Genomic DNA, 21,203 nt, shown 5'->3' on the forward strand with positions numbered 1-21,203 from the left:
TGGGGGGTGCGGAGGCGGATGTGCGTCGTGGTTCCGGGGAGCTTCAGGTCCGCGGCGGACCTGAAGCTCCCTGACGGTCACGTCGTGGTTCCGAGAGGCTCAGGTGCCGTAGACCTGCAGTTCCCAGAGCGAGTAGCCGTAGGGGGTCAGCGCCCGCTGCGTGCCGTAGACCCGCACATAGCGACCGGTGCCCGACACGGTGACGTCGTCGACGCCGCCGTCACTCGTGGTGGTGGAGTACACGTTCGTCCAGTTGGCGTTATCCGGAGATGTCTGGATCTGATACGCCTTGCCGTACGCCGCCTCCCAGTTCAACCGCACCCGGCTGATCGAGCGGGACGAACCCAGATCCACCGAGATCCACTGCGGATCGGCATACAGGCTCCCCCAGCGGGTCGCCGCGTTGCCGTCCACCGCATTGGCCCCGACCAGCACGTTCCCGGTCTCGACACTGGAGGTGGCCGTCGGACGCCCCTGCGACAACAACGTCCCGCCACCCGCTACCGGGGTGCCGTAGACGTTGAGGTCCCACAACGAGTACCCGTACTGCGTCAGCGCCCGCTGCGTGCCGTAGACCCGCACATAACGACCGGTGCCCGACACGGTGACGTCATCGACGCCACCATCACTCGTGGTGGTGGCGTACACGTTCGTCCAGTTCGCGTTATCCGCAGACGTCTGGATCTGGTACGCCTTGCCGTACGCCGCCTCCCAGTTCAACCGCACCCGGTTGATCGCGTAGGACGCCCCGAGATCGACCGAGATCCACTGCGGATCCGCGTACGCGCTGCCCCAGCGGGTGGCGGCGTCGCCGTCCACCGCGAGCGACCCGGTCAGGGTGCTGCCGCTCTGCACGCTGGAGGTCGCCGTCGGGCGGCCCTGCGCCAGGTCGGTCGCCGGCGGCGGGCCGCCGTCCTGCTTGATCCGGATGTTGCGGTAGTTGATGTCGGCGCCGTCGCCGTCGTTCTGCACGCCGATGTAGCCGGCCGCGATGTTCCTGGTGCTCACGTAGTCGTTGATCTTGACGCCGTTCAGGAAGATCTCGACGTGCTGGCCGTGCAGGGCGATCTCGTAGGTGTTCCACGAACCCGGCGGGTTGAGCGCCGCGGCGCGCAGCGCCGTGTCGGGCGCCTTGAAGCTGTACACGCTGCCGGTGGTGCGGGTGGGATCCGCGTCGCTGGCGTCGATCTGGATCTCGTGGCCCGCGTCGACCGGCTTCCACGGGTCGCCCTGCGGGTCGGGGAAGCCGATGAAGACGCCGCCGTTGTCGTCGCCCGGCATCATCCAGTCGAGCTTGAGGGAGTAGTTCGAGAACGTGCTGACCGGATACCACAGCAGGCCCATGCCGCCGAAGGAGGTCAGTGTGCCGTCGGCCAGGGTGAAGCCGCCGGGACCCGCCATGCGCCACCGGCTGAAACTCGCCTGGGTGCCGTCGAACAGCGGGGTGTAGCCGGTCTCGGGACGGCAGTCGGCCGGCTTGGCACGAGAAGCGATCTGGATGCCGCCGAGCAACATCTTCGTGAAGTTGGGGTCGGCGTAGGACTCCTCGGTGTGGCCGAGACCGGTGTACCAGGAGCGGCCGCCCATGTAGTCCTGGCACCACGTGATCGGGTGGTCGCCCATGGCCCCGCCTGAGTACGACGACTCGTCGAGGCTGGCCAGCACCTTCACATTCGCCCGAGGATTGGTGCGGTAGTTGTACCACTCGTCGGTGCGCGTCCAGGTCTGCGGCAGGTGCGAGGTGGAGACGTTGGCCCGGTCCTCGACCCGGACGACCGCCTGCTGGGTCGCCGGATGCGAGTTGAACCAGGCGCCGACGAGGCCGCCGTACCAGGGCCAGTCGTACTCGGTGTCCGCCGCCGCGTGGACGCCGACGTATCCGCCGCCCGACGCGATGTAGGACTGGAACGCCGTCTGCTGGGCGGCGTTGAGCACGTCACCGGTCGTCGACAACCAGACGACGGCCTGGTACTGCGCCAGATTCGCGGTGGTGAACGCCGCCGCGTCCTCGGTGGCGACCACCGTGAACCCGTTGGCGGCGCCCAACTGCTGGATGGCCGCGATGCCGTTCGGGATGGAGGAGTGCCGGAAGCCCGCCGTCTTGGAGAAGACGAGGATCTTGGTCAGCGGGGCGGAGAGAGCGGCGGCCTGCACGGTCAGGACGGCCGCGGCGGCGACGACGAGCGCGAGAACGGTCCGGATGATCGCACGCATGAGCCGGCCCCTCTCAACCGGTGGACGCGAGACGGGGCGTCACCGGCACGGGCCGGGACACCGAGAGAGGGACGAAGGCGGGCACACATGGGCACATGCGGTACTCCTTCTGGAGAAAGAGGAGCGCGCCGCCGCACCTAGTGAAAAAGAATCAACGACTACAGGGGAACTTTTGTCGCCGTCGACGAAAGATTGGCACATCAAAACGAAAGCGTCAATATTCGTCGGATCGGTCAGACGGGTAACACCCGACAGTGATCCAGATCGGCATTATTGATCTTCATACATCGGATGTGTCGGAGATCAAGATCTTTGAATTTCGAATTCGAAACGACAAAACTCTTGCCTGATCGACGGCACGGGCGGGTTTCTGGGACGGTCCCGCTGACACAGTGACCCGTGAGACGTCTATTGACTGGTCAATACATCCAATGTTAACTGCGCCTGACAGTCCTGATTCGGGGCAAGTGCGATGGTGTGCCGGGCCGACGGCCGCCGTCCGCTCGCGCCGGATCTGTGCTGTGGAGGGGCCCGGTGAGCAGGCACGTCAGCCGGTCGCCGATCGCCGAGCTTACGGCGGCTCACCGGCCCCTCTGCCCCCTTTGCCCATCGCCGTACGGCCGATCCGCCGCGCCGTGCGGGCTCTCCGGGCACGTGCGGCGGAACCGCCGGAGTCAGGCCGCCGGGCCCGCCTCGTGCTCGGGCTTCTTGCGGCGGCCCAACAGGGCCGCCCCTCCGGCGACGACGAGCAGCGCGAGCCCGCCCCACAGCAGCAGAGGGTTGTTCGAGCCCTTGTCGTCGGCCACGGACGTGGAAGGAGCCGTCGCCGTCAGAGACGCGGGAGTCGAGGGCGTACCGGCCGCCGCCGCACCGGCGGCGGCCTTCACGGTGAAGGGGATCTCCCCCTCGACGGGATGTCCGTCCGAGGAGACGACCCGCCACGCGACGACGTAGTTCCCGGACGGGAGCGGACCGGCCACGCCCTGGACCACCTTCGGCCCGTCGGCGCGCGGGGTGCCCGACTCGAAACGGCGCCCGGCGGCGTCGTGGAGGATCACGACCGGATAGGTCACGTGCGCGCTGAACTCCAACTCGATCTGGTCGAGGGTGGAGACGACGGCGTTCCTGGCGGGTGAGCTGCTCTTCAGGCTGTCATGGGCGAGAGCGGGTGCTGCGAGTGCCGCCACGAGCACGCCCCCCAGAAGGAGGACGAGCGTCGCCTTGATGGCGGAGAACTTCATGGGACCAACTCCGAACGCGTGAAGAAGGCGTGAGCCGCCACACTTTCCGCGAGCCATAAGGGGCAGATAGGCGCGCATGACGCGACAAATTCTGTCACAGAGCACCCTCGGTCCCCGGACGGCCACGCCGCCCGGGGGCCGACCTGCGGCGGAGAACCACCAGGTCAATAGGATGCGGCTCCCGGGCGTCCACGGGCGGGAGGACCCCGTCCGACCCGTTGGGAGAGGGCAGATGACGATCGAGCACGCGCAGGAGTTCCGTCTGGTCGCGCCGGGGGACGCCGCGCTCCGCCCGCTCCTCGACGACCTCGCGATCGAGTATCACCGCCGCTACGGGGCCAACAACGAACTGGCCCGCTTCCCCGAGTCGGACTTCGCGCCACCGGACGGCGGCTTCCTGATCCTCGTCGAGAACGGGGAGACCACGGCGGGCGGCGCCTTCCGCCGCTACGACGCGACCACGGCCGAGCTGAAGCGCATCTGGACGCATCCCGGTCACCGCCGCCGCGGGCTCGGCCGCCTCGTCATGCGGGAACTGGAACGCGAGACGGCCGGGCGCGGATACCTGCGGGTCGTCCTGACCACGGGTCCGCGCCAGCCGGAAGCGACCGCCCTCTATCTCGCGACCGGCTACCGCCCGCTGTACGACGTGACCGCCGACCCCGAGACGGTCGGCGAGCACTCGTTCGAGAAGTCCCTCGTCTAGCACCCCGCCGGGCGGCTCTCCGCCCGGCGGAGCCCTCAGCGCAGGATGAACAGCACGCTGTCGCCCATGTCACGCCGCTCCACCTCGAGCCCGTCCACCGACCGTTCGACGGCGTTCTGGAACGCGGTCCCGGCGGCACGCTCGCGGGGGACGCCTCTCCGCCCGATGCCGTTGCCCCTGAGCAGGAGCGCGATCGACAGCGGGATGGCGCCGCTGACGAGGATGTTGAGGTGGATCGCGTGGGACAGGCGCCACGGGCAGAAGGCGAAGGCCGCGCCCGCCACGAGGGCGCCGATCCGGCCGCTGCCGAGCTGGCGGGCGAGCAGGTACGCGCCCGCGAAGTTGAACGCCGAGGCCAGGACGTACGCCACGTTGTAGCGGACGAGGGCGTCCCCCATGTCGGACACGCCGATGCCGAACGGGGCCAGGCCGAGCAGGGTGTCGCTGAACACGCCGGTGTGCGGCAGCGGCCAGTAGGCGTTCGCGTCGAACGGGTGGCCGATCTGGCTCAGCAGCGCGTGGCCGTACCAGGAGATCTCCCACGCGAAGAACAACGGGTCGCCGAAGTCCCCCGGGATGGTGCGGGACGGGTGGGCCAGTGCGGGCCACGTCATGAGCACGGCGAGGGCCAGCGCCAGCACCCCGAGGGCGCCGACCTCCACGGGCATCCGGTCGCGGAGACGGCGCCCGGTCCCGGTGCCCGGACGTGAGTCGGTCATTGTGACGGGCATCGCCCTTCCTTTCATCGGCGGTCGCAGAGTGGGTTCATGACGTGCTCAGCCGACGGCCTCGCGCGCCCGGCGCGGGTTGAACACCCACGCGCGCAGCAGCAGGAAACGGACCAGCGTGGCCAGTCCGTTGGCGACGACCACGGCGCTGAGCTCCGCGTGGGTCGACGGCGCGGGCGCGAGCAGATGGAGCATCGCGAGGCCGCCCGTGCTGAGCACCAGGCCGACCAGGAAGGCGATCCCGCCTTCCAGCTGATGCCGTACGGCTCTGGCCCGGCCGGTCACCAGGAACGTGAAGCGCCGGTTCGCGGCGGTGTTGGCGATCGCGGTGGCGGCGAGGGCGAGGCCGTTGGCGGCGAACGCGGCCATGACGGTCCGCAGGCCCATGTAGAGCGCGAGATGGACGAGCGTGCTGATCAGGCCGACGATCGCGAAGCTCGACAACTGCCGCGCCATGCCGGCGGGCAGCCTGGCCTGCTGCACCTTCGCGGGGATCGGCAGGCGCGCCGCGCCGGAAAGGGTCTTGCGGGCGACCCGGACCATTCCGCGCAGGTCGTCGCGGGCCGTCCTGAGGATGTCCACACGGCTGTCGGGATCGTCGACCCAGTCCACGGGCACCTCGTGGATGCGCAGCCCGTGCTGCTCGGCCAGGAGCAGCAGTTCGGTGTCGAAGAACCACTCCTCGTCCTCGACCGCCGGCAGCAGCACCTGGGCGACGTCGGCGCGCACGGCCTTGAAGCCGCACTGGGCGTCGGAGAATCGCACGCCCAGGGTCGACCGCAGAAGCAGGTTGTAGCCCCGCGAGATGAACTCACGCTTGGCACCACGCGTCACGTTCGACCCACGGGACAACCGGGTGCCGATCGCCAGGTCGCTGTGCCCGGACAGCAGAGGCGCGACCAGTGGCAGGAAGGCGTTCAAGTCGGTGGACAGGTCGACGTCCATGTAGGCGACCACGTCCGCCTCGCTGTCGGCCCACACTCTGCGTAGAGCCCGGCCCCGCCCCTTCTTCTCCAGGCGCACGGCCCGGACGTTGGGCAGGTCGCCCGCGAGGTCCATGGCGAGCGGCCACGTCCCGTCGGTGCTGTCATTGTCGGCAATCGTTATGAGGTATCCGTACGGAAATGTCGTCGCCAAGTAGTCGTGGAGGCGGCGAATGCTGTCATCCAGCACGCGCTGTTCGTTGTAAACAGGAACGACCACCTCGACGACCGGATTAATGCTTCTAGCTGCGGTCATCTGACTCATGCCGCACGTCCTACCCGAGCACCGATCCGTCTTTAACCGGCCTGAGTGGATTATCGATGAAGTATTCCCAATAACAGGAAGACATCGCGCGGAGCGTCATCGAATCCACTTAATACGCATTAATCCGAAAACGGATATATCCTCGTAAATTGAAATCCCCGCTCGGGCTCCGGCCGGCGGGGTTCCCGGTCCCGGGTGTCGGGGCTTCCCCGGTCCTGGGTGTGACAGGGCCAGGTGACCCCGCCTTCACGCACGTATGGTCGAAGACGTGGAGACGGAGAGCCGGATCGGTGAATACCTCCGCGCCCGGCGAGAGCTGATGCGCCCGGAGGCCGTCGGGCTCTCCGATCTCGGGCGCGGGCGGACGCTCGGGCTCCGGCGCGAGGAGCTCGCCATGCTGGCGGGCATCAGCACCGACTACTACCTGCGGCTGGAGCAGGGGCGCGACCAGCATCCCTCCGAGCATGTCCTCGAAGCCCTGGCCCGGGCGCTTCAACTCGACGAGGACGCCACCGCGCACCTCCATCAGCTCGCGCGGCCCAAGCGGCGCCGCCGCCGCTTCCCCGACCACTCGGAGCGGGTGCAGCCCGGCATCCGGCAACTGCTCGCGACGTGGTCGGACACCCCGGCGTACGTCCAGAGCCGCTTCCTCGACGTGCTCGCCGCCAACCCGCTGGCCTGCGCCCTGTCGCCGGTCTACCGGCCCGGTGTCAACGTCCTGCGCGCCCTGTTCCTCGACCCGGGCGTCCGCGAGTACTACCGCGACTGGGAGAAGATCACCTCGGGGACCGTGGGGACACTGCGCGAGCTCGCCGGGCCCGACGTCGACGACCCCAGGCTCACCGATCTCGTCGGCGAGCTCTCCGTGCGCAGCGAGATCTTCCGCCGTCTGTGGGCGCGCCAAGACGTCCGGGCCCGGCGGTGCGGGTCCAGCGTCATCGATCACCCTCAGGTCGGCCCGCTGGAGCTCCGTTTCGAGAAACTCTTGATCAGCGGCACGAACGGCCAGCTTCTGGTCATCAAGCACGCCGAGCCGGGAAGCCCCACCGCCCAGAGTCTGGCGCTGCTCGCCAGCATGATCGCCAAAACGGACGACCTGGGCGAACGAGCGCGTGAATCCCTGGAGCGATCGGCCGAGCAGGGCCACGTCTCCGACGAGGAATCCGGCGAGTAGCACGCCCCAAGCGGCCCGTACCGCTACATAGCACCGTGAACTGCCGATTCTCTGTGAGCCGCGACCGCCCCCTGCCATGCTGACCGTCATGTCTGACACGGGTGAGGTGCGTGAGGCGTTCCGCCGGGCGTCCGCGCTCGTCGCCGACCACCGCGCCGACCTCGACCAGGCCGTGCATCTGATGGCCGCCCACGCGTGGGTCGGCGGCGGCGCGCCCCGCTTCGCCGCCGAGCTGGCCAGGCACCGCGCGATACTGCAGTCGTGTCTGGAGACCGCTCTGGCGGAGGTCTCCCGCCTGGTCGTACGGCACGGCATGCTCCCGCCGGGGATGCCCTCCGCCCAGACGTCGGTGACGAGCATGGCCGCCACCTCGAGCGCCTTCCGCGGCGTGAACGTCGAGACGATGAACGGCCTGGTCTGCTCGCTCGAACGGGCCGCGGAGCGGATGTCCGATCTTTCTGTGCGGCTGCACGCCGAGCTCGCCGTGCTCTGTCTGCCGACCAACGCGGGCTGGGACGTGGCGCACAGCGCCGACTGGGCCCGCGGGCAGGCTCGCGACCTGAAGCGGCGCCTGTCCTGGATCCAGCGGGCCGAGCCGGACAGCTGGACCCCGTGGGACAGCGGCGTGGTGCCGTCCGGCGTGATCGGCTTCGGGCTCTTCGAGGCGTTCGCCCCCGACCCCGGCATGGCGGCGGCACTGCTGCGCAGGATCGCCGCCGGAGACCACACGGCGCTCATGGCCGTGGTCGCGCTCCAGGAGCAGGGCCAGGACCCGGGCCTGGCGGCCCGCGTCCACACGTGGTGGCGCGGACTCCCCCGCGGGTTGCGCGAGCAACTGGTCTCCGCCATGCCGCAGGGGGTCGGGTCGCTCAACGGCCTGCCCGCCTCGATCCGCGACCGGGCCAACCGGCTGTTCCTCGCCATGGAGAAGGCCCGCCTGCGGGCCGAGTCCGCCCGTCTCACCCGCCAGATAGCGGAGTCGGGCGAGCCCACCATGTTCCTGCCGCTTGACGCCGTCCTGAGCGCGCTCAAGAGGATCGAGATGATCGAGCGGACGCTGGCGCTCGGCGGCGCCGACGGCCATCCGCCCGTCTTCCTGCTCTCCTTCAACCACGCGGGGCTCGGCCGGCTCGTCGTGTCCTGGGGCGATCCCGACACGGCGGACACGACCGTCACCTACGTCCCCGGGCTGGGGACGCGGCTGGATACCTTCGACGGCGGCGTCGAGCGTGCCCGGCGCCTCTGGCAGCAGTGCCAGACGACCGCCGGCGACAGGCAGGTCGCCTCGATCGCCTGGCTGGGTTATGACGCTCCCCAACTCGATCCGGGGATCGTGTCGCCCAGCCGCTCGGTCGCCATGGGAGGCGCCGCCGACAGGGGCGCGGGCGCGCTGGCCGCCTTCGTCGACGGCCTGCACGCCGCCCATCAGACTGTCGCCTCCGCCAGGAACGTGCTGCTCGGACACAGTTACGGCTCCCTGGTCACAGGAAAGGCCGCCGTTCTGCGTCCCGGGCTCCTCGCCGACGACATCATCTTCGTGGGCAGCCCCGGCGTCGGGGTCGAGCACGCGAGCGATCTGGGGCTCGCGCCCGGCCACGTCTGGGTCGGCGAGGCAGGCAACGATCCGGTCGCCTACCTCGGCAGGTTCGCGGCCGATCCGGGCGACACCGGCTTCGGGGCCCAGCGATTCCTCGTCGAGCGCAGCGTGATCACCGAAGCCCACTCCAACTACTGGAAACCCTATTCGGCATCTCTGCGCAACATGGCAATGATCGTCAACAGCCAGTACGGCCACCTGATCAAGGCCGAGCCTCTGTCGCAGCCGCAGTTGCTGATGCCCGAACTCGCTCCCCCGGCGGTGAGAGAGCTCAACAGATGACATCCCTCCGGCATCACGCCTCAACAGGCGCTCTCCTGCTGGTCATGCTGGCCGGCTGCACGGAACCAAGGTCTTCCATGCCCCAAACGATCACCCAGGCGCAGGCCCTGACGCGCGTGGAGCAGCTCCTGACGAGCACCGCTTCCGTCCTTGATCCCGGACCACGACTGGAGCTCAACACCATCTTTCCGACCACCTCCTCATGCCTCGATCCCGGCCCGGCGGAATCCTCGAAGCAGGTGGTGGTGAGCCGCGCGTACTGGCTGCGTGACGTCCCGGCCTCAGCCAACATGGCCATCGCCCGCCAGGTCATGGATCACTGGAAACAGCAGCGGCACATCATCACCGGCACAGGCGGGCTGGAGACCGGGCATCCTCATATCGCAGGCGAGAGTCGGCCGGATGGGTTCATCCTGGCGCTGGGCTGGGCCGAAGGGGATCGCCTCTACCTCGCCGCCACCTCCCCCTGCGTCTGGCCTGACGGGACGCCCGAGCCGTAGGGGACGTCTCGCCAAGTGGGTTGTCGAGCCGGGACTCGGTAACCTACGAAAGGTCGAAAATGTTCAGGAGTGTGGGATTGTGCGCGTTGTTGATGCTTTCCGGCAGACCTATGGCGGCGAGCCCGCAGGAGTGTGGCACGCACCGGGCCGGGTCAACCTGATCGGGGAGCACACCGACTACAACGACGGATTCGTGTTGCCGTTCGCGGTTCCCTGGGGCGTCACGGCCGCGGTGCGCCCGCGCGAGGACGACACCGTCCGACTCATGTCACTCCAGGCGTCCGCCGAACCCCAGGTCCTCGAGCAGATCGACCAGGCCGAGGGATGGGCGCGTTATGCGGCCGGGGTCTTCTGGGTCATGCGCCAGGAGGGCCTCCCCATCCGCGGCGCCGACATCGTGATCGACGGCGACGTGCCCCAGGGCGCAGGACTGTCGTCCAGCGCGGCCCTCGAGGTCGCCGTCGCGGTCGCCCTCGACGACCTGTACGGCCTGGGCCGGCCCAAGATCGAGCTGGCCAGGATCGCGCAGAAGGCCGAGAACGACTTCGTCGGCATGCCGTGCGGGATCATGGACCAGGCGGCGTCCGTCCTCAGCGAGGAGGGCCATGCGCTGTTCCTCGACTGCCGATCGCTGGCCTCCCGCACCGTCCCGCTCGACCTGGCCGCGCACGGACTGCAGCTGCTGATCATCAACACCGGCGTGCATCACGAGCTGGCCGACGGCCAGTACGCCCGCCGCCGACAGGACTGCGAGAACGCCGCCAAGCACCTGGGCGTCGCCTCGCTGCGAGACGTCACCGACCTCGCGGGCGCCCTCCAGAAGCTGACGGGCGACGAGCGCAAGAGGACGCAGCACGTCGTGACGGAGAACCACCGCGTCGAAGCCCTCATCGGGCTGCTGCGTGCGGGAGCCGTACAGGAGATCGGGGCCCTGCTCATCGCCTCCCACCTCTCACTCCGCGATCAGTTCGAGGTCTCCTGCGCGGAGTTGGACGTGGCGGTCGAGGCGGCCGTCAAGGGCGGAGCGAGGGGTGCCAGGATGACGGGCGGCGGCTTCGGCGGCTCGGCCATCGCCCTCGTCGCCGAAGAGAAGGCGGATCGGGTGCGGGAGGAGGTCCTGCGCGCCTACGACGAGCGCGGCTGGGCCGCTCCGACGATCTTCCTGGCGACGGCGGCGGCCGGCGCGCGCAGGCTCGCCTAGGCACGACCGAGATCCCGGCGGGAACGGGTCCATCGGGCCCGTTCACGCCGCTCAGCCGAGCGGTGGAAAGTCCGGCGGGCGGTGTTCGAGGAAGCTGGCCACGCCCTCGGCGAAGTCGGCCCGTTCGAACGACTCCCGCATCAGGCCCTCCGCCGCCTCCCTCGACTCGTCGAGAGACCCGTTCCAGTCGCCCCACACCTGCCGTTTCATGACCGCCATCGACGCGGGCGAGCACCACGTGGCCAGCTCCCCCGCGTAGGCCAGGGTCTCGTCCATGAGCCGGTCACGCGGTATGGCCCTGCCTGCCAGGCCCAGCTCGTACGCCTCCGAACCCGTGAACACGCGGCCGGACAGCAGCAGGTCCATCGCTCTTGCCTGCCCGGCGAGCTTGGGCAGGATCCAGGCCAGGCCGTACTCGGCGACCAGGCCCCTGCGCGAGAAGGCGGTCGTCCACTTGGCGTCGTCGGCGGTGAACACGATGTCGCACACCAGGGCGTGGACCATGCCCAGCCCGGCGCAGGCGCCGTTCACCGCGGCGATCACCGGCTTGCGGATCGTCACGGGAAAGGTGTTGGGCCGGGTGTCCGGTTTGCCGTCGTAGTCCCCCGTCTGTATGGCGGTCAGGGTCGCGAAGTCGGCGCCGGCGCAGAAACCCCTCCCCGCGCCGGTGACCACGATGACCCTGACCGACGGATCCCGCTCGGCCTCCTCGAGGAGGTCGAAGTAGCGCCGTCCCATCTCGTCGGTCCACGCGTTCAGCCGTTCCGGCCGGTTGAACGTGAGGATCCGCACACTGCCGTCGTCCTCGGACAGCACCACCATGTCGACCTCCCCTACCGAATTATGTTCTACCCCGGGAGGGGCCCTTCCGTGAACCTCCCGGGTCACTACTGCCGCTGGCGGCGGGTGAACGCCGGGGTCAGCTGCACGTCGTCGTAGTAACGGTGGAACACGGGGGTGGCCGCCCCCGACAGGGGTGGCACGATCCAGGACCAGTCCGCCGGGCAGACGCGACCGCTGCGCTCCTCCTTCTCCAGATGGATCATGAAGCGCCTGGCCTCGGTGTGGTGATCGGTCACGGCGACTCCGTCCTCCTCGAAGGAGTGCAGGACGGCCAGGTTCAGTTCGACGAGGGCCTGGTCGCGCCAGAGCGTACGGTCGTGCGACATGTCCAGGCCGAGCCGCTCGGCGACCACTCCGAGCTGGTCGTACCGGTCCGCGTCCGCAAGGTTGCGGGCGCCGATCTCGGTGCCCATGTACCAGCCGTTGAAGGGCGCGCATGGATAGCGGATGCCGCCGATCTCCAGGCACATGTTCGAGATGACAGGTACGGCATGCCACTTCAGCCCGAGCTCGGCGAACCACCGAAACGTCGGGTGCCGGAGGGGGACTTCGAGGACGACCTCGGGGGGCAGTCCTCGCAGGGCAGGTGTGCCCTTGGCCTCGATGATGAGTGGGAGGACGTCGAACCTGGTGCCGCGCCCGCGCCAGCCCAGCCGTATGGCGGCCTCGGTAAGCTCGGCGTTCGCGGGGTCGCCGACGACCGATCCGTCGAGCTGCGTGTACCCGGCGTACCGGATGAGCTGGTCGTTCCAGATCACCGGGGCCTGCTCGCCGGGCCTGTCCGGCGCGAACACGGTGATCGTCGGCCGGATCTTGCCCTTGTTGGTGGCCACCCGGAGGTGTTCCACGGACTCCTCTGCGACGCCGTCGGCCGTGTCGACGTGCCGGCGATCTCGGACGCGGAGGGATTTCCAGTAGAGCCGGCCGATGCACTTGTTGCTGTTGCGCCACGCCACCCGAGCCCCGAAGGCGAGCTCTCCTGGCGTGTGCGTGTAGGTGCCTGTCTGGGAGATCTCTCGGGCGATCTCGCGAAGCCTGGGCTTGACCGACCCCACGGACGGGTTCTCCGCGTGGTAGAGCCGGATGAAATCCTCAGCCTCCTCCTTGTCGATGCCCTCCTCGCATCCTGGTTCCTGTACGGCTTCCGTAACCTGCTTGGACCTGAACCATGTCAGCACGACCGCCACACACTTCGTACTCACGGACATCACGCCGGTTCCGGGGTGGCGATGACGCCCTCTGCCGCAGTGGCCCTCACCCCACTGCGCGTTTGTGGTCCGCGGCAGCCACGACCTCTCAGAAAAGGCGCAGCGCCTCACATTTTCGGCGAAGTCCCGTGATTTGTCCCCCGCATTTGGATACAAGGGGGCAATCTTCGGGAGAAACGTCCGGAGCTCCCCGTGACGCCGCCGGAGTCCGAACGGGAAACGATCAGTGCCCGTCGACGCCAGAAGGTGTCGTTCCGTGAAGGGCTGACCGGGTACGTCGCAGCTCAGGGACCGTCTAGCCATGTCCGGCCGATCATGCTCCTGCGTCGCCGGCGGAGGATGGCATCGCCGACGTGTCGGCAGCCCCAGGAGAGCTCGAACTCTCGGAGGGGCTACACGGGGGCCGGCTCGTCCCTTGACAGGTGCAAGCCGAGCTGTGTGTACAGCTCCAATTGGTCGAAGTACTCCCGGTGCGTGACGATCTTTCCGTTCTCGACGAACGAGGCGCAGGTGCCGCGCAGAGTGATGCGGCGGCCTGTCGCTTCCAGTTCCTGACCGTCGGGCAGCAGAACCGGTCCGGTGTGCGTGCCGGTCCCCGTCCATTCGACCATCATGGGGTTGTCGGTATCGGTGGCCTCGAACCACACCGCCAGGTGGAGGTCAGGGAATCCCTTGAAGAATTGCTCAAAGAACCACGCGATCTGTTCGTGTCCCTCCGCCACTCCGACGGGAGAGACGAAGACGGCATCCTCGGTGAAGAAATCGAGCATCCGACGCACGTCGTGGTCGTTGATAGCGTCGGCCAGCCCGCGCTTGATTTCCCACTTCTCGACCATGGCCATGCCCCTCCGTGGTCGGGATATCAACCCATATATGACACTACCCACGGGTAGGCCGACCATGGACCACGAGGCCGTCGCGGGCACGCCAGGGAATGCCTGGCAACATCCCCGCCGGGGCAAATCCGTGTAGACCCTCCCACACGTGTGCTGCGTGGCCTGCGAGTGATCACGAGAAGGCGGGATTCGGAACCGCTGGAAGGTACGGGAGCCACGACGCTCCTTCGTCTCGATCCTGAGTGACGGAGACGTCTCGGTGGAAACGCATCGTCGATCTTGTCGGGCACTCGACACCCGACACCACGCGAACCGTCTATCGGCACCAGATCAGGCCCGTGATCGCCCACGGGGGCCGAGACCATGGACGCTGTCTTCGGCAACGGAGCCCCAGTCGGGTAGTCACTCCCGAAACGACTCAGGCCCCCTTCCTGGATCAAGGAAAGGGGCCCGAGCTGAATGTTCCTCAGTTCTACTGAAGCTCCCGCAAAAGGACACGAATCAGACTCTCTCCGTGTCGATCAGTACACGCTGATCCGGATGCGAGGTCAGGCTGGTCAACTGGGTCCAGACCCGTTCACACTGGTTCACCGCGTGTGGCTCTCGACTTGAGTCGCTCCGGCTTCGATGGAGGCTCGGCCCTTGGTGTAGTAGTTGGTGTATCGAGAACGCTTGGGACCTGACCAGCCGGACTACCCTTGACGCAGGTCAAGTCACGTCTTGGCCTGCGGGCCGGGCGTTCTCCTGGCACTCCGGCAAGGCGCACGAGCACGCCGGCAACGTCCAGGCCCCGTCCGCCCCGAACGGCCTGCCCACACTGGCCGACAGCGGTTACGACGGCGCCGGAGTCTGCGTCCTCAATCCGATCAAAACCCCCGCCGACGGACAGACTCTCAGCACCGACAACCGCACCTACAACCGGCCATCAGGCAGCATTTCTCTCTCGAAGGAATCGCGTCCCGACGTGTCGAACCGCGCGCAAAGTTCCTGTACCTCGTCCTTGAGAAGTACGATCTGGGACAAGCCGACAAATTCGCCTTCGATCCGGATCGGTGAGACCGTGACCAGGATTGTCGTCTTCCCATAGGGCCTGGCGACGTAGCGCACCGGCTCAACGCGGCCGTCTTCGAACAGCTTGAGCATGGCGTCGAAACGGGGATTGGTCACCGCTCGGCGATGCCGCCTCCGGACGTCGTCGTCGATGTATTCGGGCATCCGGTCGAGATGCTCCGATGCCCACTTGTTGTAATACATCACCGTTCCGTGGCGGTCCACGATGGTGACTCCGACTCCGGCCTGCTCGACAAGCCGGTCCGCCCACTCGTCTAGACCCCAGTCCGTGGCGATGCGTTTCTCGGCGACTTCGGCTAGCTCGGCCCGAGATGTCGTCATTGGTGCCTCCGGGAAGGATTGGCTGGATACCCGTCGTACTCGACAGACGGTGTCTGGTGTCCTGTATTCAGCTTGGACGTCTGACATCGAGTTCACAATGAGTCTTTTTGTGAGTAAGCCTTCGGCTGAGTCGAAGGCTTCTCGGATGGGCCGGTGCGGGTAGCGTCTTGACCCATGACGTACGACCTGACCGATCTTCAGCTGTTCCTGCAGGTGGTCGACCAGGGCAGCATCACCCAGGGGGCGGATCGGTCACACCTGTCGCTGGCCTCGGCCAGTGCAAGGATCAAGGCGATGGAGAAGGCTCTGGGGGCGCCGCTGTTGATCCGGCATCGCCGTGGCGTTGTGCCATCACCGGCAGGATGGCTGCTGGTGGCCCATGCCCGTGAAGTCGTTGGGCAGATCGCCCGAATGCGTTCAGATTTGGCCCGGTATTCCGACGGCCTGCGGTCCACTTTAGTGATCTTGGCCAACACTTCGGCAACCGAAACGCTCGTGCCGTCGATGATGGTCGACTTCATGGCCGGCAACCCCGACATCGACCTGGAGTTGGAGGAACGGCCAAGCCATGAGATCGTCGCCGCCGTCACCGACGGCCGGGTGGAACTGGGGATCATCGCCGACACCGTGGACTCGGGCCGGCTGGAACGCGCGGTACTGCGTCCCGACCCGCTGGTTGTCATCGTGCGGCCAGGCCATGCTCTGGCCGGGCGTGCTGATGTCGCGTTCAGCGAGTGCCTCGGCCACCCATTCGTCGGCTTCACCGAGGGGAACCCGTTGCAGGAGCATCTGAGCGGGCAGACCCAGCCGCTCGGGCTCCGGCCTCGCTACCGAGCGCGTCTGCCGACCACGGAGGCGATCTGCAGTGCGGTGGCGGCTGGGGTCGGCATCGCCGTCGTTCCCGCGGTTGCGGCCGCCCGTTGGCAGCGTGCCTACGACCTGCGGGCCGTGGGCCTGACGAATTCCTGGGCGAAACGCAATCTGCTGCTGTGCAGCCGAGGCTGGTCCGGGCTCTCCGAAGCCGCAGCAGCGCTCGCCGCACACCTCAAAACGCCGTGATCGCGTTCACGCTCGACAGTCTCGTGATCACTCGCGACGACGGAACCCTGTTTGATCTCATGCGTGTGCTGCATGGCCTGCGAGTGATCAATGGACGCTGCCTTCGGCAACGGTGACCAAGACCGGTAGTCGCTCCCGAAACGACTCAGGCCCCCTTCCTGGATCGAGGAAAGGGGCCCGAGCTGGATGTTCCTCAGTTCTACTGAAGCTCCCGCGATAGGACTCGAACCAGCTGCCCGCCGTTTGGATCAGTTCACGCCGGTCCGGACGCGATGTCGGCCCAGCCACCCGAGCCCAGATCCGTTAAGGAGCGGCCATCCGTAGCGGTTGTCCCGCAGGTTGTCCCTCAGTCCCGCGAGTCTGCGCTTCAGCAGGTCGCCACTTGTAGCGCCCAGCGCGCTCACGGGAGCACATCCGTGCGCAGGCGGGTCTGGACGAACTTCTCTATCCGCCAGGAGCCATCGACCTTGGCGAACTCGCCGTGATAATGGCCGTAGCCGCGCACCTTGAGGGTGCTGCCGTCGATCCAGTCCTCCATGTTGATGGTCGAGGACGCAGCCACCGGCGAGTGGACCTCGGTAGTGAAGGAGAACAGGTGGTGGATCGCGGTGGCGTCGCCGACGCTGGTGGTGATGACGTCCTCGATCTCCTTCGGGCCGGTCATCTGCATAACCTGGACGCCTTGCGGGTCATAGATCGTGAAGGTCGCCTCCGGTGCGAACAGCCGCGCGAGCTGGTCGAACTGTTTGTGGTCGGCGTAGTAGGCGTACCGGGCCATGAACTGGCGGATCTCGTCGACGATGACCAGCCGCTCAGTATCGGACACCGCGAAGAATCGGCGGAATCGCTCGGCGGTGGCCTGCGGGTTGTCGAACGCGTACGCGTGGGAAGCCTGCGCAATGACATCGGTTTCGATGTTCTCGGCGACCTGCCGGGCGCCGGCCAGCAGCTGGCCGCGATAGTAGCCGTGGTCGCCGTTGAGCACCAGGACCGGCATCGGGAGCCGGGTCGTGAACTCGGCCCGGTTGGCCTTGCCGTCCTCGATCATGGCGCCGTAGTGCTGGAAGCCGCCGCGGATGCCGTTCGGGCCGGTGAAATGCGGCAGATAGTGGGCGACGCCGTATTCCTCGGCGTCCGGCCGCACCGAGGTCAGCCGGTAGAACGGTGTGAGGTATTCGGTTTCCTTGCCCTGGGTGAGGAACGTGGCCAGGTCGACCTGGCCGCTGAACCCGAAGGCGTAGGTACCGCCCTCGACGGAAGGGTTCATCATCTCTTCAAGGCCGAAGCCGGGGATCAGCGTCTCGGAGAGCACCAGCCGGCGGACCTCGTCAGGGTGCCGTGACGCGTACGCGTAGACCACCATGCCGCCCACGTCCATGCCGACCAGGTTGATCGGTCCGAGACCCAGCCCGAGCACGATCTGCCGGATGTCCTCGGCGACGTTGGTCTTGGCGAAGGTGTCGCTCTCGGCTGGGTCGGAATCGCCCATGCCGCGCAGGTCGGGGGCTAGCACGGTGTAGCCCTGGGCCGCCAGCATCGGCATCAGCTCACGCCATACCGCCCAGGTGAACGGGAAGCCATGTACCAGCACGACCGCCGGGCCGGCGCCGCCGATCACGTAGTGGATGCGGGTGCCGTTCCCTTCGGCGTAGCGGTGATGGAAGCCGGGCAGGCCGTCTACCGCAGTTCCCGGTTCGGGATGAATCACAGTCATCGGAGCCTCCTTGATTGTCGGTCGGCTCAAACGTAAACCTTGGAGTATGCTCCAAGGTCCAGAGTGATCCGCGCCTCACTCCACTCCGCTCGGATCGACAGGGAGGCTCAGCGCATGTTGATCGGCGAATTCGCTAAACGCGTCGGCGTCAGCACCGACACGATCCGCTTCTACGGGAAGGTGGGCTTCTTCTCCAGCAGCCGCAGCGAGAACGGCTATCGGCATTACACCGAGAAGGACATCGAAACGGCCGACCTCATCGCCTCCGGGAAATCGATAGGTTTCTCCCTGCGCGAGATCCTGGCCTTCTCCCAGGAGATGACCGAAGGCGTGCTAGATCACGCGCGAGCACAAGAGAGCCTGCAGTCGAAGATCAACCTCATCGACGAGCGGATCGCATCACTGAACCGAGTCCGGAAGCTGGCGCAGCAGCAACTCGACTATTGCCGGGCGGTGGAGGCGCAAGAGCTCTCTGTGAGAGACGCCACTCTGGGCAGATGACGAAGTCCATACTCCTTCGTCTCGATCTTGAGTGACGGGGATGTCTCGGTGGAACGCATCGTCGATCTTGTCGGGCACCCGACACCCGACACCACGCGAACCGTCTATCGACACCAGATCAGGCCCGTGAGCGCCCATGGGGCCGAGACCATGGACGCTGTCTCCGGCGACGGAGACCAAGTCGGGTAGTCACTCCCGAAACGACTCAGGCCCCCTTCCTGGATCAAGGAAAGGGGCCCGAGCTGAATGTTCCTCAGTTCTACTGAAGCTCCCGCGATAGGACTCGAACCTATAACCTGCCGGTTAACAGCCGGCTGCTCTGCCGATTGAGCTACACGGGATTGCGGTGACACCGCCTGATCGGGCCTTGCGGTCCATCTTGCGGCGCGGAACTAGATTAGCGCACTCCTGGGGGAGTCTGTCACGTCCATTCCGCTTGGATAGATGCAGGCCTCCGGGGTAGAAGGGGCGGAGAGCACGAGCGCGGAGGTGGAAGATGCGGTACAAGGCGATGTTCGCCGCCGGGCTGGCCATCGGTTACGTCCTGGGAACCCGAGCCGGGCGTGAGCGCTACGAGCAGATCAAGCGGGCCGCACAGCGAGTGGCGGACAGCCCCAGTGTCCAGGAGGCGGCGGGACTGGTCGGCGCTCAGGCTTCCAAGGTGGCGGGCAAGGCGAAGGATCTGGCCGGCGACAAGTTCGGCGGCAAGTTCCTGAAGAGGCAGGACGCCTGGGAGGACGAGAGGGTGGGCGTGGCGACCGGCTGGCCGCACACCGACCCCGACCGGATCACCTGAGCGACCCGCACAGCACCACGAGCCCCTGGCCCAGGCCGGGGGCTTCCGCTCCTCCAGACCCGCGTTCTCAGACCCCGAGGCTCCGCCGTACCTCTTCCAGGGCCTGCTCCGCGAGAGCCCTCAGCCCGGGGTCGGACGGATCAAGGCCCGGATCGAAGATGAACTCCCACCGGGGGGTGTCGTATCCCGGCACCCTCCGGGCGACCAGCCGCACTCCCCCGCGCGCGTCGAGCTGGACCCGCCTGCTGGCCACGATCGAGGCGGTGACCCGCTCACGGACCGTTTCAGGCAGCAGGCCGGGCTCGGGCAGCAGAACCCGGTGGGAGACGCCGTCGGTCATCGTGACGGTCACGCCCTCCTCGTCCCAGACCGCCTTGTCCATGAGGTGCCACGGGAGCCGCTGACCGTCAGGCAGGTGCAGCGCGTGCGTGGTGGCCACAACATGGTCGCCTTCGGCTACCAATGCGTGACTGATCACCCGCTCGTGCGGATCCAGGGCGAGAGCCGTACGGACCTCGGAGGGCAGACGGCGAGACCCGAACCGTCCCCCGGATAGGCCGAACAGAGACAACTTCGAACCAGCCAACGAGCACCGCCACTGAGCACGACCATTGATACCGGCAGGCTATCCGGCGCGCGGCCCGTGGCCGAATCCGCCCGGCGGCGCCGAGCCCCGCCGGAGGACCCGGAGGCGCGGGGCCCCGCCTGAGCCAGGCGAGACCCCGCACCAGGGGTCAGTCGAGGTAGTCCCTCAGCATCTGCGCCCGGGTCGGGTGGCGCAGCTTGGCCAGCGTCTTGGACTCGATCTGCCGGATCCGCTCGCGCGTGACGCCGAACTCGCGGCCGACCTCCTCCAGCGTCCGCGGATGGCCGTCGGCCAGGCCGAACCGGAGCTGGATGATCCGCTGCTCACGTTCGGACAGCGTCGCCAGGATGTCGTCGAGCTGGTCCTGCAGCATGATGAACGCCGCCGCCTCGATCGGCACCACGGCGTCGGCGTCCTCGATGAAGTCGCCGAGGTCGGAGTCCTCCTCACCGATCGGCGACTGGAGCGAGACCGGCTCCTGAGCGATCCGCTGGATCTCCACCACACGGTCGATGGGCAGACCCATCTCCCCCGCGATCTCCTCGGGAGCGGGCTCCCTGCCGAGATCCTGGTGGAGCTGGCGTTGCACCCGTACCAATTTGTTGATCGTTTCGACCATGTGGACCGGAATTCGGATCGTGCGCGCCTGATCCGCTATCGCCCGGGTGATCGCTTGACGAATCCACCAGGTGGCGTACGTCGAGAACTTATAACCCTTGGTGTAGTCGAATTTCTCGACGGCGCGGATGAGCCCGAGATTGCCCTCCTGGATGAGATCGAGAAAGAGCATTCCACGGCCCACGTATCGCTTGGCGATCGAGACCACCAGCCTGAGGTTCGCCTCGATGAGCCGTTGCTTGGCCCGGACGCCCTCCCAGACGAGATCCTCGAACTCCGGACGGGCGAGTCGGAGCGCGGTGTTCTCGCAGAGCTTGTCCTCGGCGAACAGCCCGGCCTCGATGGCCTTGGCGAGCTCCACCTCCTCCTCAGCCGTCAGCAGCGGAACTCGGCCGATCTCCCTCAGGTAGATCCTGACCAGGTCACTCGTTGGAGCTCGTTTGGCAACGTCCTCCTCGTCGGGCTTGCTGGGCTCCTCATCCCCTTGCGGTTCAAGGACCTCAACCCCGTTCTCAGCGAGCATGCGCACGACGCGCTCAAGCGCGTCGGCAGGCAGCTCGGACCGGTCGAGCGCGGAGGCCACGTCATCTATCGTGACGCTTCCGCGTTCCCTTCCCTTAGCGACGAGCTCCGCCACCTGGTCTACCGATGGCGGCCTGCTTGGCAGCACCGATGCACCCACGGAACACAGTCTGCAATATAGATACGGGAAAATGGCAGGCCTATTTTTGGCACTCAAGGTAAGACAGAATCCAACAC

19 protein-coding genes and 1 tRNA gene are annotated in these 21,203 nt (G+C 67.2%); 8 read left to right on the forward strand and 12 right to left on the reverse strand.

Annotated features, from left to right (window positions below):
- Positions 1-99: 99 nt before the first annotated feature.
- The gene (locus Pmi06nite_RS02410; RefSeq protein ID WP_203951141.1) at positions 100-2,214 is read right to left on the reverse strand and encodes a ThuA domain-containing protein; all 2,115 of its coding nucleotides are present in this window, start codon (positions 2,212-2,214) and stop codon (positions 100-102) included.
- 674 nt (positions 2,215-2,888) lie between these two features.
- Positions 2,889-3,455 carry a copper resistance CopC family protein gene (locus Pmi06nite_RS02415; protein WP_203951142.1) on the reverse strand — a complete coding sequence of 189 codons (567 nt, stop codon included), beginning with the start codon at positions 3,453-3,455 and terminating at the stop codon, positions 2,889-2,891.
- Between the two features lie 232 nt (positions 3,456-3,687).
- On the opposite strand from Pmi06nite_RS02415, the gene Pmi06nite_RS02420 reads away from it, so the two are divergent.
- The gene (locus Pmi06nite_RS02420) at positions 3,688-4,161 is read left to right on the forward strand and encodes a GNAT family N-acetyltransferase (protein ID WP_203951143.1); all 474 of its coding nucleotides are present in this window, start codon (positions 3,688-3,690) and stop codon (positions 4,159-4,161) included.
- A gap of 35 nt (positions 4,162-4,196) precedes the next feature.
- On the opposite strand, the gene Pmi06nite_RS02425 is transcribed toward Pmi06nite_RS02420, so the two are convergent.
- Positions 4,197-4,892, reverse strand: coding sequence for a hypothetical protein (locus Pmi06nite_RS02425; RefSeq protein ID WP_203951144.1), 696 nt, complete (start codon positions 4,890-4,892; stop codon positions 4,197-4,199).
- Between the two features lie 45 nt (positions 4,893-4,937).
- Positions 4,938-6,137: a bifunctional glycosyltransferase family 2/GtrA family protein gene (locus tag Pmi06nite_RS02430; RefSeq protein WP_203951145.1), complete on the reverse strand. Its 1,200-nt coding sequence runs from the start codon at positions 6,135-6,137 to the stop codon at positions 4,938-4,940.
- A 268-nt stretch (positions 6,138-6,405) separates the two neighbouring features.
- Here Pmi06nite_RS02430 and Pmi06nite_RS02435 point away from each other — a divergent pair, with 268 nt between their 5' ends.
- The 4 genes from Pmi06nite_RS02435 (at position 6,406) to galK (ending at position 10,891) form a co-directional block, all read left to right on the forward strand.
- Complete coding sequence (locus tag Pmi06nite_RS02435; protein ID WP_239113517.1) at positions 6,406-7,311, forward strand: helix-turn-helix transcriptional regulator; 906 nt, start codon at positions 6,406-6,408, stop codon at positions 7,309-7,311.
- A gap of 88 nt (positions 7,312-7,399) precedes the next feature.
- The gene (locus Pmi06nite_RS02440; RefSeq protein ID WP_203951147.1) at positions 7,400-9,190 is read left to right on the forward strand and encodes an alpha/beta hydrolase; all 1,791 of its coding nucleotides are present in this window, start codon (positions 7,400-7,402) and stop codon (positions 9,188-9,190) included.
- Positions 9,191-9,267: 77 nt separating this feature from the next.
- Positions 9,268-9,690, forward strand: coding sequence for a hypothetical protein (locus Pmi06nite_RS02445; RefSeq protein WP_203951148.1), 423 nt, complete (start codon positions 9,268-9,270; stop codon positions 9,688-9,690).
- Positions 9,691-9,769: 79 nt separating this feature from the next.
- Positions 9,770-10,891, forward strand: coding sequence for a galactokinase (gene galK / locus Pmi06nite_RS02450; RefSeq protein WP_203951149.1), 1,122 nt, complete (start codon positions 9,770-9,772; stop codon positions 10,889-10,891).
- Positions 10,892-10,942: 51 nt separating this feature from the next.
- On the opposite strand, the gene Pmi06nite_RS02455 is transcribed toward galK, so the two are convergent.
- From Pmi06nite_RS02455 to Pmi06nite_RS02470, 4 genes are all read right to left on the reverse strand, one after another.
- Positions 10,943-11,713 (reverse strand): enoyl-CoA hydratase-related protein, encoded by a 771-nt coding sequence (locus Pmi06nite_RS02455; RefSeq protein ID WP_203951150.1) that lies wholly within the window; start codon positions 11,711-11,713, stop codon positions 10,943-10,945.
- Positions 11,714-11,778: 65 nt separating this feature from the next.
- Positions 11,779-12,936 carry a nitric oxide synthase oxygenase gene (locus Pmi06nite_RS02460; protein ID WP_239113519.1) on the reverse strand — a complete coding sequence of 386 codons (1,158 nt, stop codon included), beginning with the start codon at positions 12,934-12,936 and terminating at the stop codon, positions 11,779-11,781.
- 398 nt (positions 12,937-13,334) lie between these two features.
- A complete protein-coding gene (locus Pmi06nite_RS02465; protein ID WP_203951152.1) occupies positions 13,335-13,784 on the reverse strand; it encodes an ester cyclase in 450 nt (149 codons plus the stop codon).
- Between the two features lie 906 nt (positions 13,785-14,690).
- Positions 14,691-15,170, reverse strand: coding sequence for a transcriptional regulator (locus tag Pmi06nite_RS02470; RefSeq protein ID WP_203951153.1), 480 nt, complete (start codon positions 15,168-15,170; stop codon positions 14,691-14,693).
- A gap of 174 nt (positions 15,171-15,344) precedes the next feature.
- Here Pmi06nite_RS02470 and Pmi06nite_RS02475 point away from each other — a divergent pair, with 174 nt between their 5' ends.
- Positions 15,345-16,229, forward strand: coding sequence for a LysR family transcriptional regulator (locus tag Pmi06nite_RS02475; protein ID WP_203951154.1), 885 nt, complete (start codon positions 15,345-15,347; stop codon positions 16,227-16,229).
- A 400-nt stretch (positions 16,230-16,629) separates the two neighbouring features.
- On the opposite strand, the gene Pmi06nite_RS02480 is transcribed toward Pmi06nite_RS02475, so the two are convergent.
- Positions 16,630-17,943, reverse strand: coding sequence for an alpha/beta fold hydrolase (locus Pmi06nite_RS02480; RefSeq protein WP_203951155.1), 1,314 nt, complete (start codon positions 17,941-17,943; stop codon positions 16,630-16,632).
- A gap of 114 nt (positions 17,944-18,057) precedes the next feature.
- Between Pmi06nite_RS02480 and Pmi06nite_RS02485 the strand changes: the two genes are divergently transcribed.
- Positions 18,058-18,444 carry a MerR family transcriptional regulator gene (locus Pmi06nite_RS02485; protein WP_203951156.1) on the forward strand — a complete coding sequence of 129 codons (387 nt, stop codon included), beginning with the start codon at positions 18,058-18,060 and terminating at the stop codon, positions 18,442-18,444.
- A 268-nt stretch (positions 18,445-18,712) separates the two neighbouring features.
- Here the strand turns inward: Pmi06nite_RS02485 and Pmi06nite_RS02490 are convergent.
- Positions 18,713-18,785: transfer RNA gene (locus tag Pmi06nite_RS02490), tRNA-Asn, on the reverse strand.
- Positions 18,786-18,940: 155 nt separating this feature from the next.
- Here Pmi06nite_RS02490 and Pmi06nite_RS41750 point away from each other — a divergent pair.
- Entirely contained in the window at positions 18,941-19,240 is a 300-nt protein-coding gene (locus Pmi06nite_RS41750; protein WP_239113520.1) for a YtxH domain-containing protein, read from the forward strand.
- A gap of 67 nt (positions 19,241-19,307) precedes the next feature.
- Here Pmi06nite_RS41750 and Pmi06nite_RS02500 read toward each other — a convergent pair whose 3' ends face one another.
- Both Pmi06nite_RS02500 and rpoD read right to left on the reverse strand, forming a co-directional pair.
- Positions 19,308-19,679 (reverse strand): hypothetical protein, encoded by a 372-nt coding sequence (locus tag Pmi06nite_RS02500; protein WP_239113521.1) that lies wholly within the window; start codon positions 19,677-19,679, stop codon positions 19,308-19,310.
- A gap of 295 nt (positions 19,680-19,974) precedes the next feature.
- Positions 19,975-21,114 carry an RNA polymerase sigma factor RpoD gene (gene rpoD / locus Pmi06nite_RS02505; protein WP_203951287.1) on the reverse strand — a complete coding sequence of 380 codons (1,140 nt, stop codon included), beginning with the start codon at positions 21,112-21,114 and terminating at the stop codon, positions 19,975-19,977.
- Positions 21,115-21,203 lie beyond the last annotated feature (89 nt).

Source organism: Planotetraspora mira, assembly GCF_016863275.1.
Classification (GTDB): domain Bacteria; phylum Actinomycetota; class Actinomycetes; order Streptosporangiales; family Streptosporangiaceae; genus Planotetraspora; species Planotetraspora mira.

Coding starts and splice junctions, on each gene's coding strand:
- Pmi06nite_RS02410 (WP_203951141.1), bottom strand. CDS start 2,214: ATGCGTGCGATCATCCGGACCGTTCTCGCGCTCGTCGTCGCCGCCGCG.
- Pmi06nite_RS02415 (WP_203951142.1), bottom strand. CDS start 3,455: ATGAAGTTCTCCGCCATCAAGGCGACGCTCGTCCTCCTTCTGGGGGGC.
- Pmi06nite_RS02420 (WP_203951143.1), top strand. CDS start 3,688: ATGACGATCGAGCACGCGCAGGAGTTCCGTCTGGTCGCGCCGGGGGAC.
- Pmi06nite_RS02425 (WP_203951144.1), bottom strand. CDS start 4,892: ATGCCCGTCACAATGACCGACTCACGTCCGGGCACCGGGACCGGGCGC.
- Pmi06nite_RS02430 (WP_203951145.1), bottom strand. CDS start 6,137: ATGAGTCAGATGACCGCAGCTAGAAGCATTAATCCGGTCGTCGAGGTG.
- Pmi06nite_RS02440 (WP_203951147.1), top strand. CDS start 7,400: ATGTCTGACACGGGTGAGGTGCGTGAGGCGTTCCGCCGGGCGTCCGCG.
- Pmi06nite_RS02445 (WP_203951148.1), top strand. CDS start 9,268: ATGCCCCAAACGATCACCCAGGCGCAGGCCCTGACGCGCGTGGAGCAG.
- Pmi06nite_RS02455 (WP_203951150.1), bottom strand. CDS start 11,713: ATGGTGGTGCTGTCCGAGGACGACGGCAGTGTGCGGATCCTCACGTTC.
- Pmi06nite_RS02465 (WP_203951152.1), bottom strand. CDS start 13,784: ATGGCCATGGTCGAGAAGTGGGAAATCAAGCGCGGGCTGGCCGACGCT.
- Pmi06nite_RS02470 (WP_203951153.1), bottom strand. CDS start 15,170: ATGACGACATCTCGGGCCGAGCTAGCCGAAGTCGCCGAGAAACGCATC.
- Pmi06nite_RS02475 (WP_203951154.1), top strand. CDS start 15,345: ATGACGTACGACCTGACCGATCTTCAGCTGTTCCTGCAGGTGGTCGAC.
- Pmi06nite_RS02480 (WP_203951155.1), bottom strand. CDS start 17,943: ATGACTGTGATTCATCCCGAACCGGGAACTGCGGTAGACGGCCTGCCC.
- Pmi06nite_RS02485 (WP_203951156.1), top strand. CDS start 18,058: ATGTTGATCGGCGAATTCGCTAAACGCGTCGGCGTCAGCACCGACACG.
- Pmi06nite_RS41750 (WP_239113520.1), top strand. CDS start 18,941: ATGCGGTACAAGGCGATGTTCGCCGCCGGGCTGGCCATCGGTTACGTC.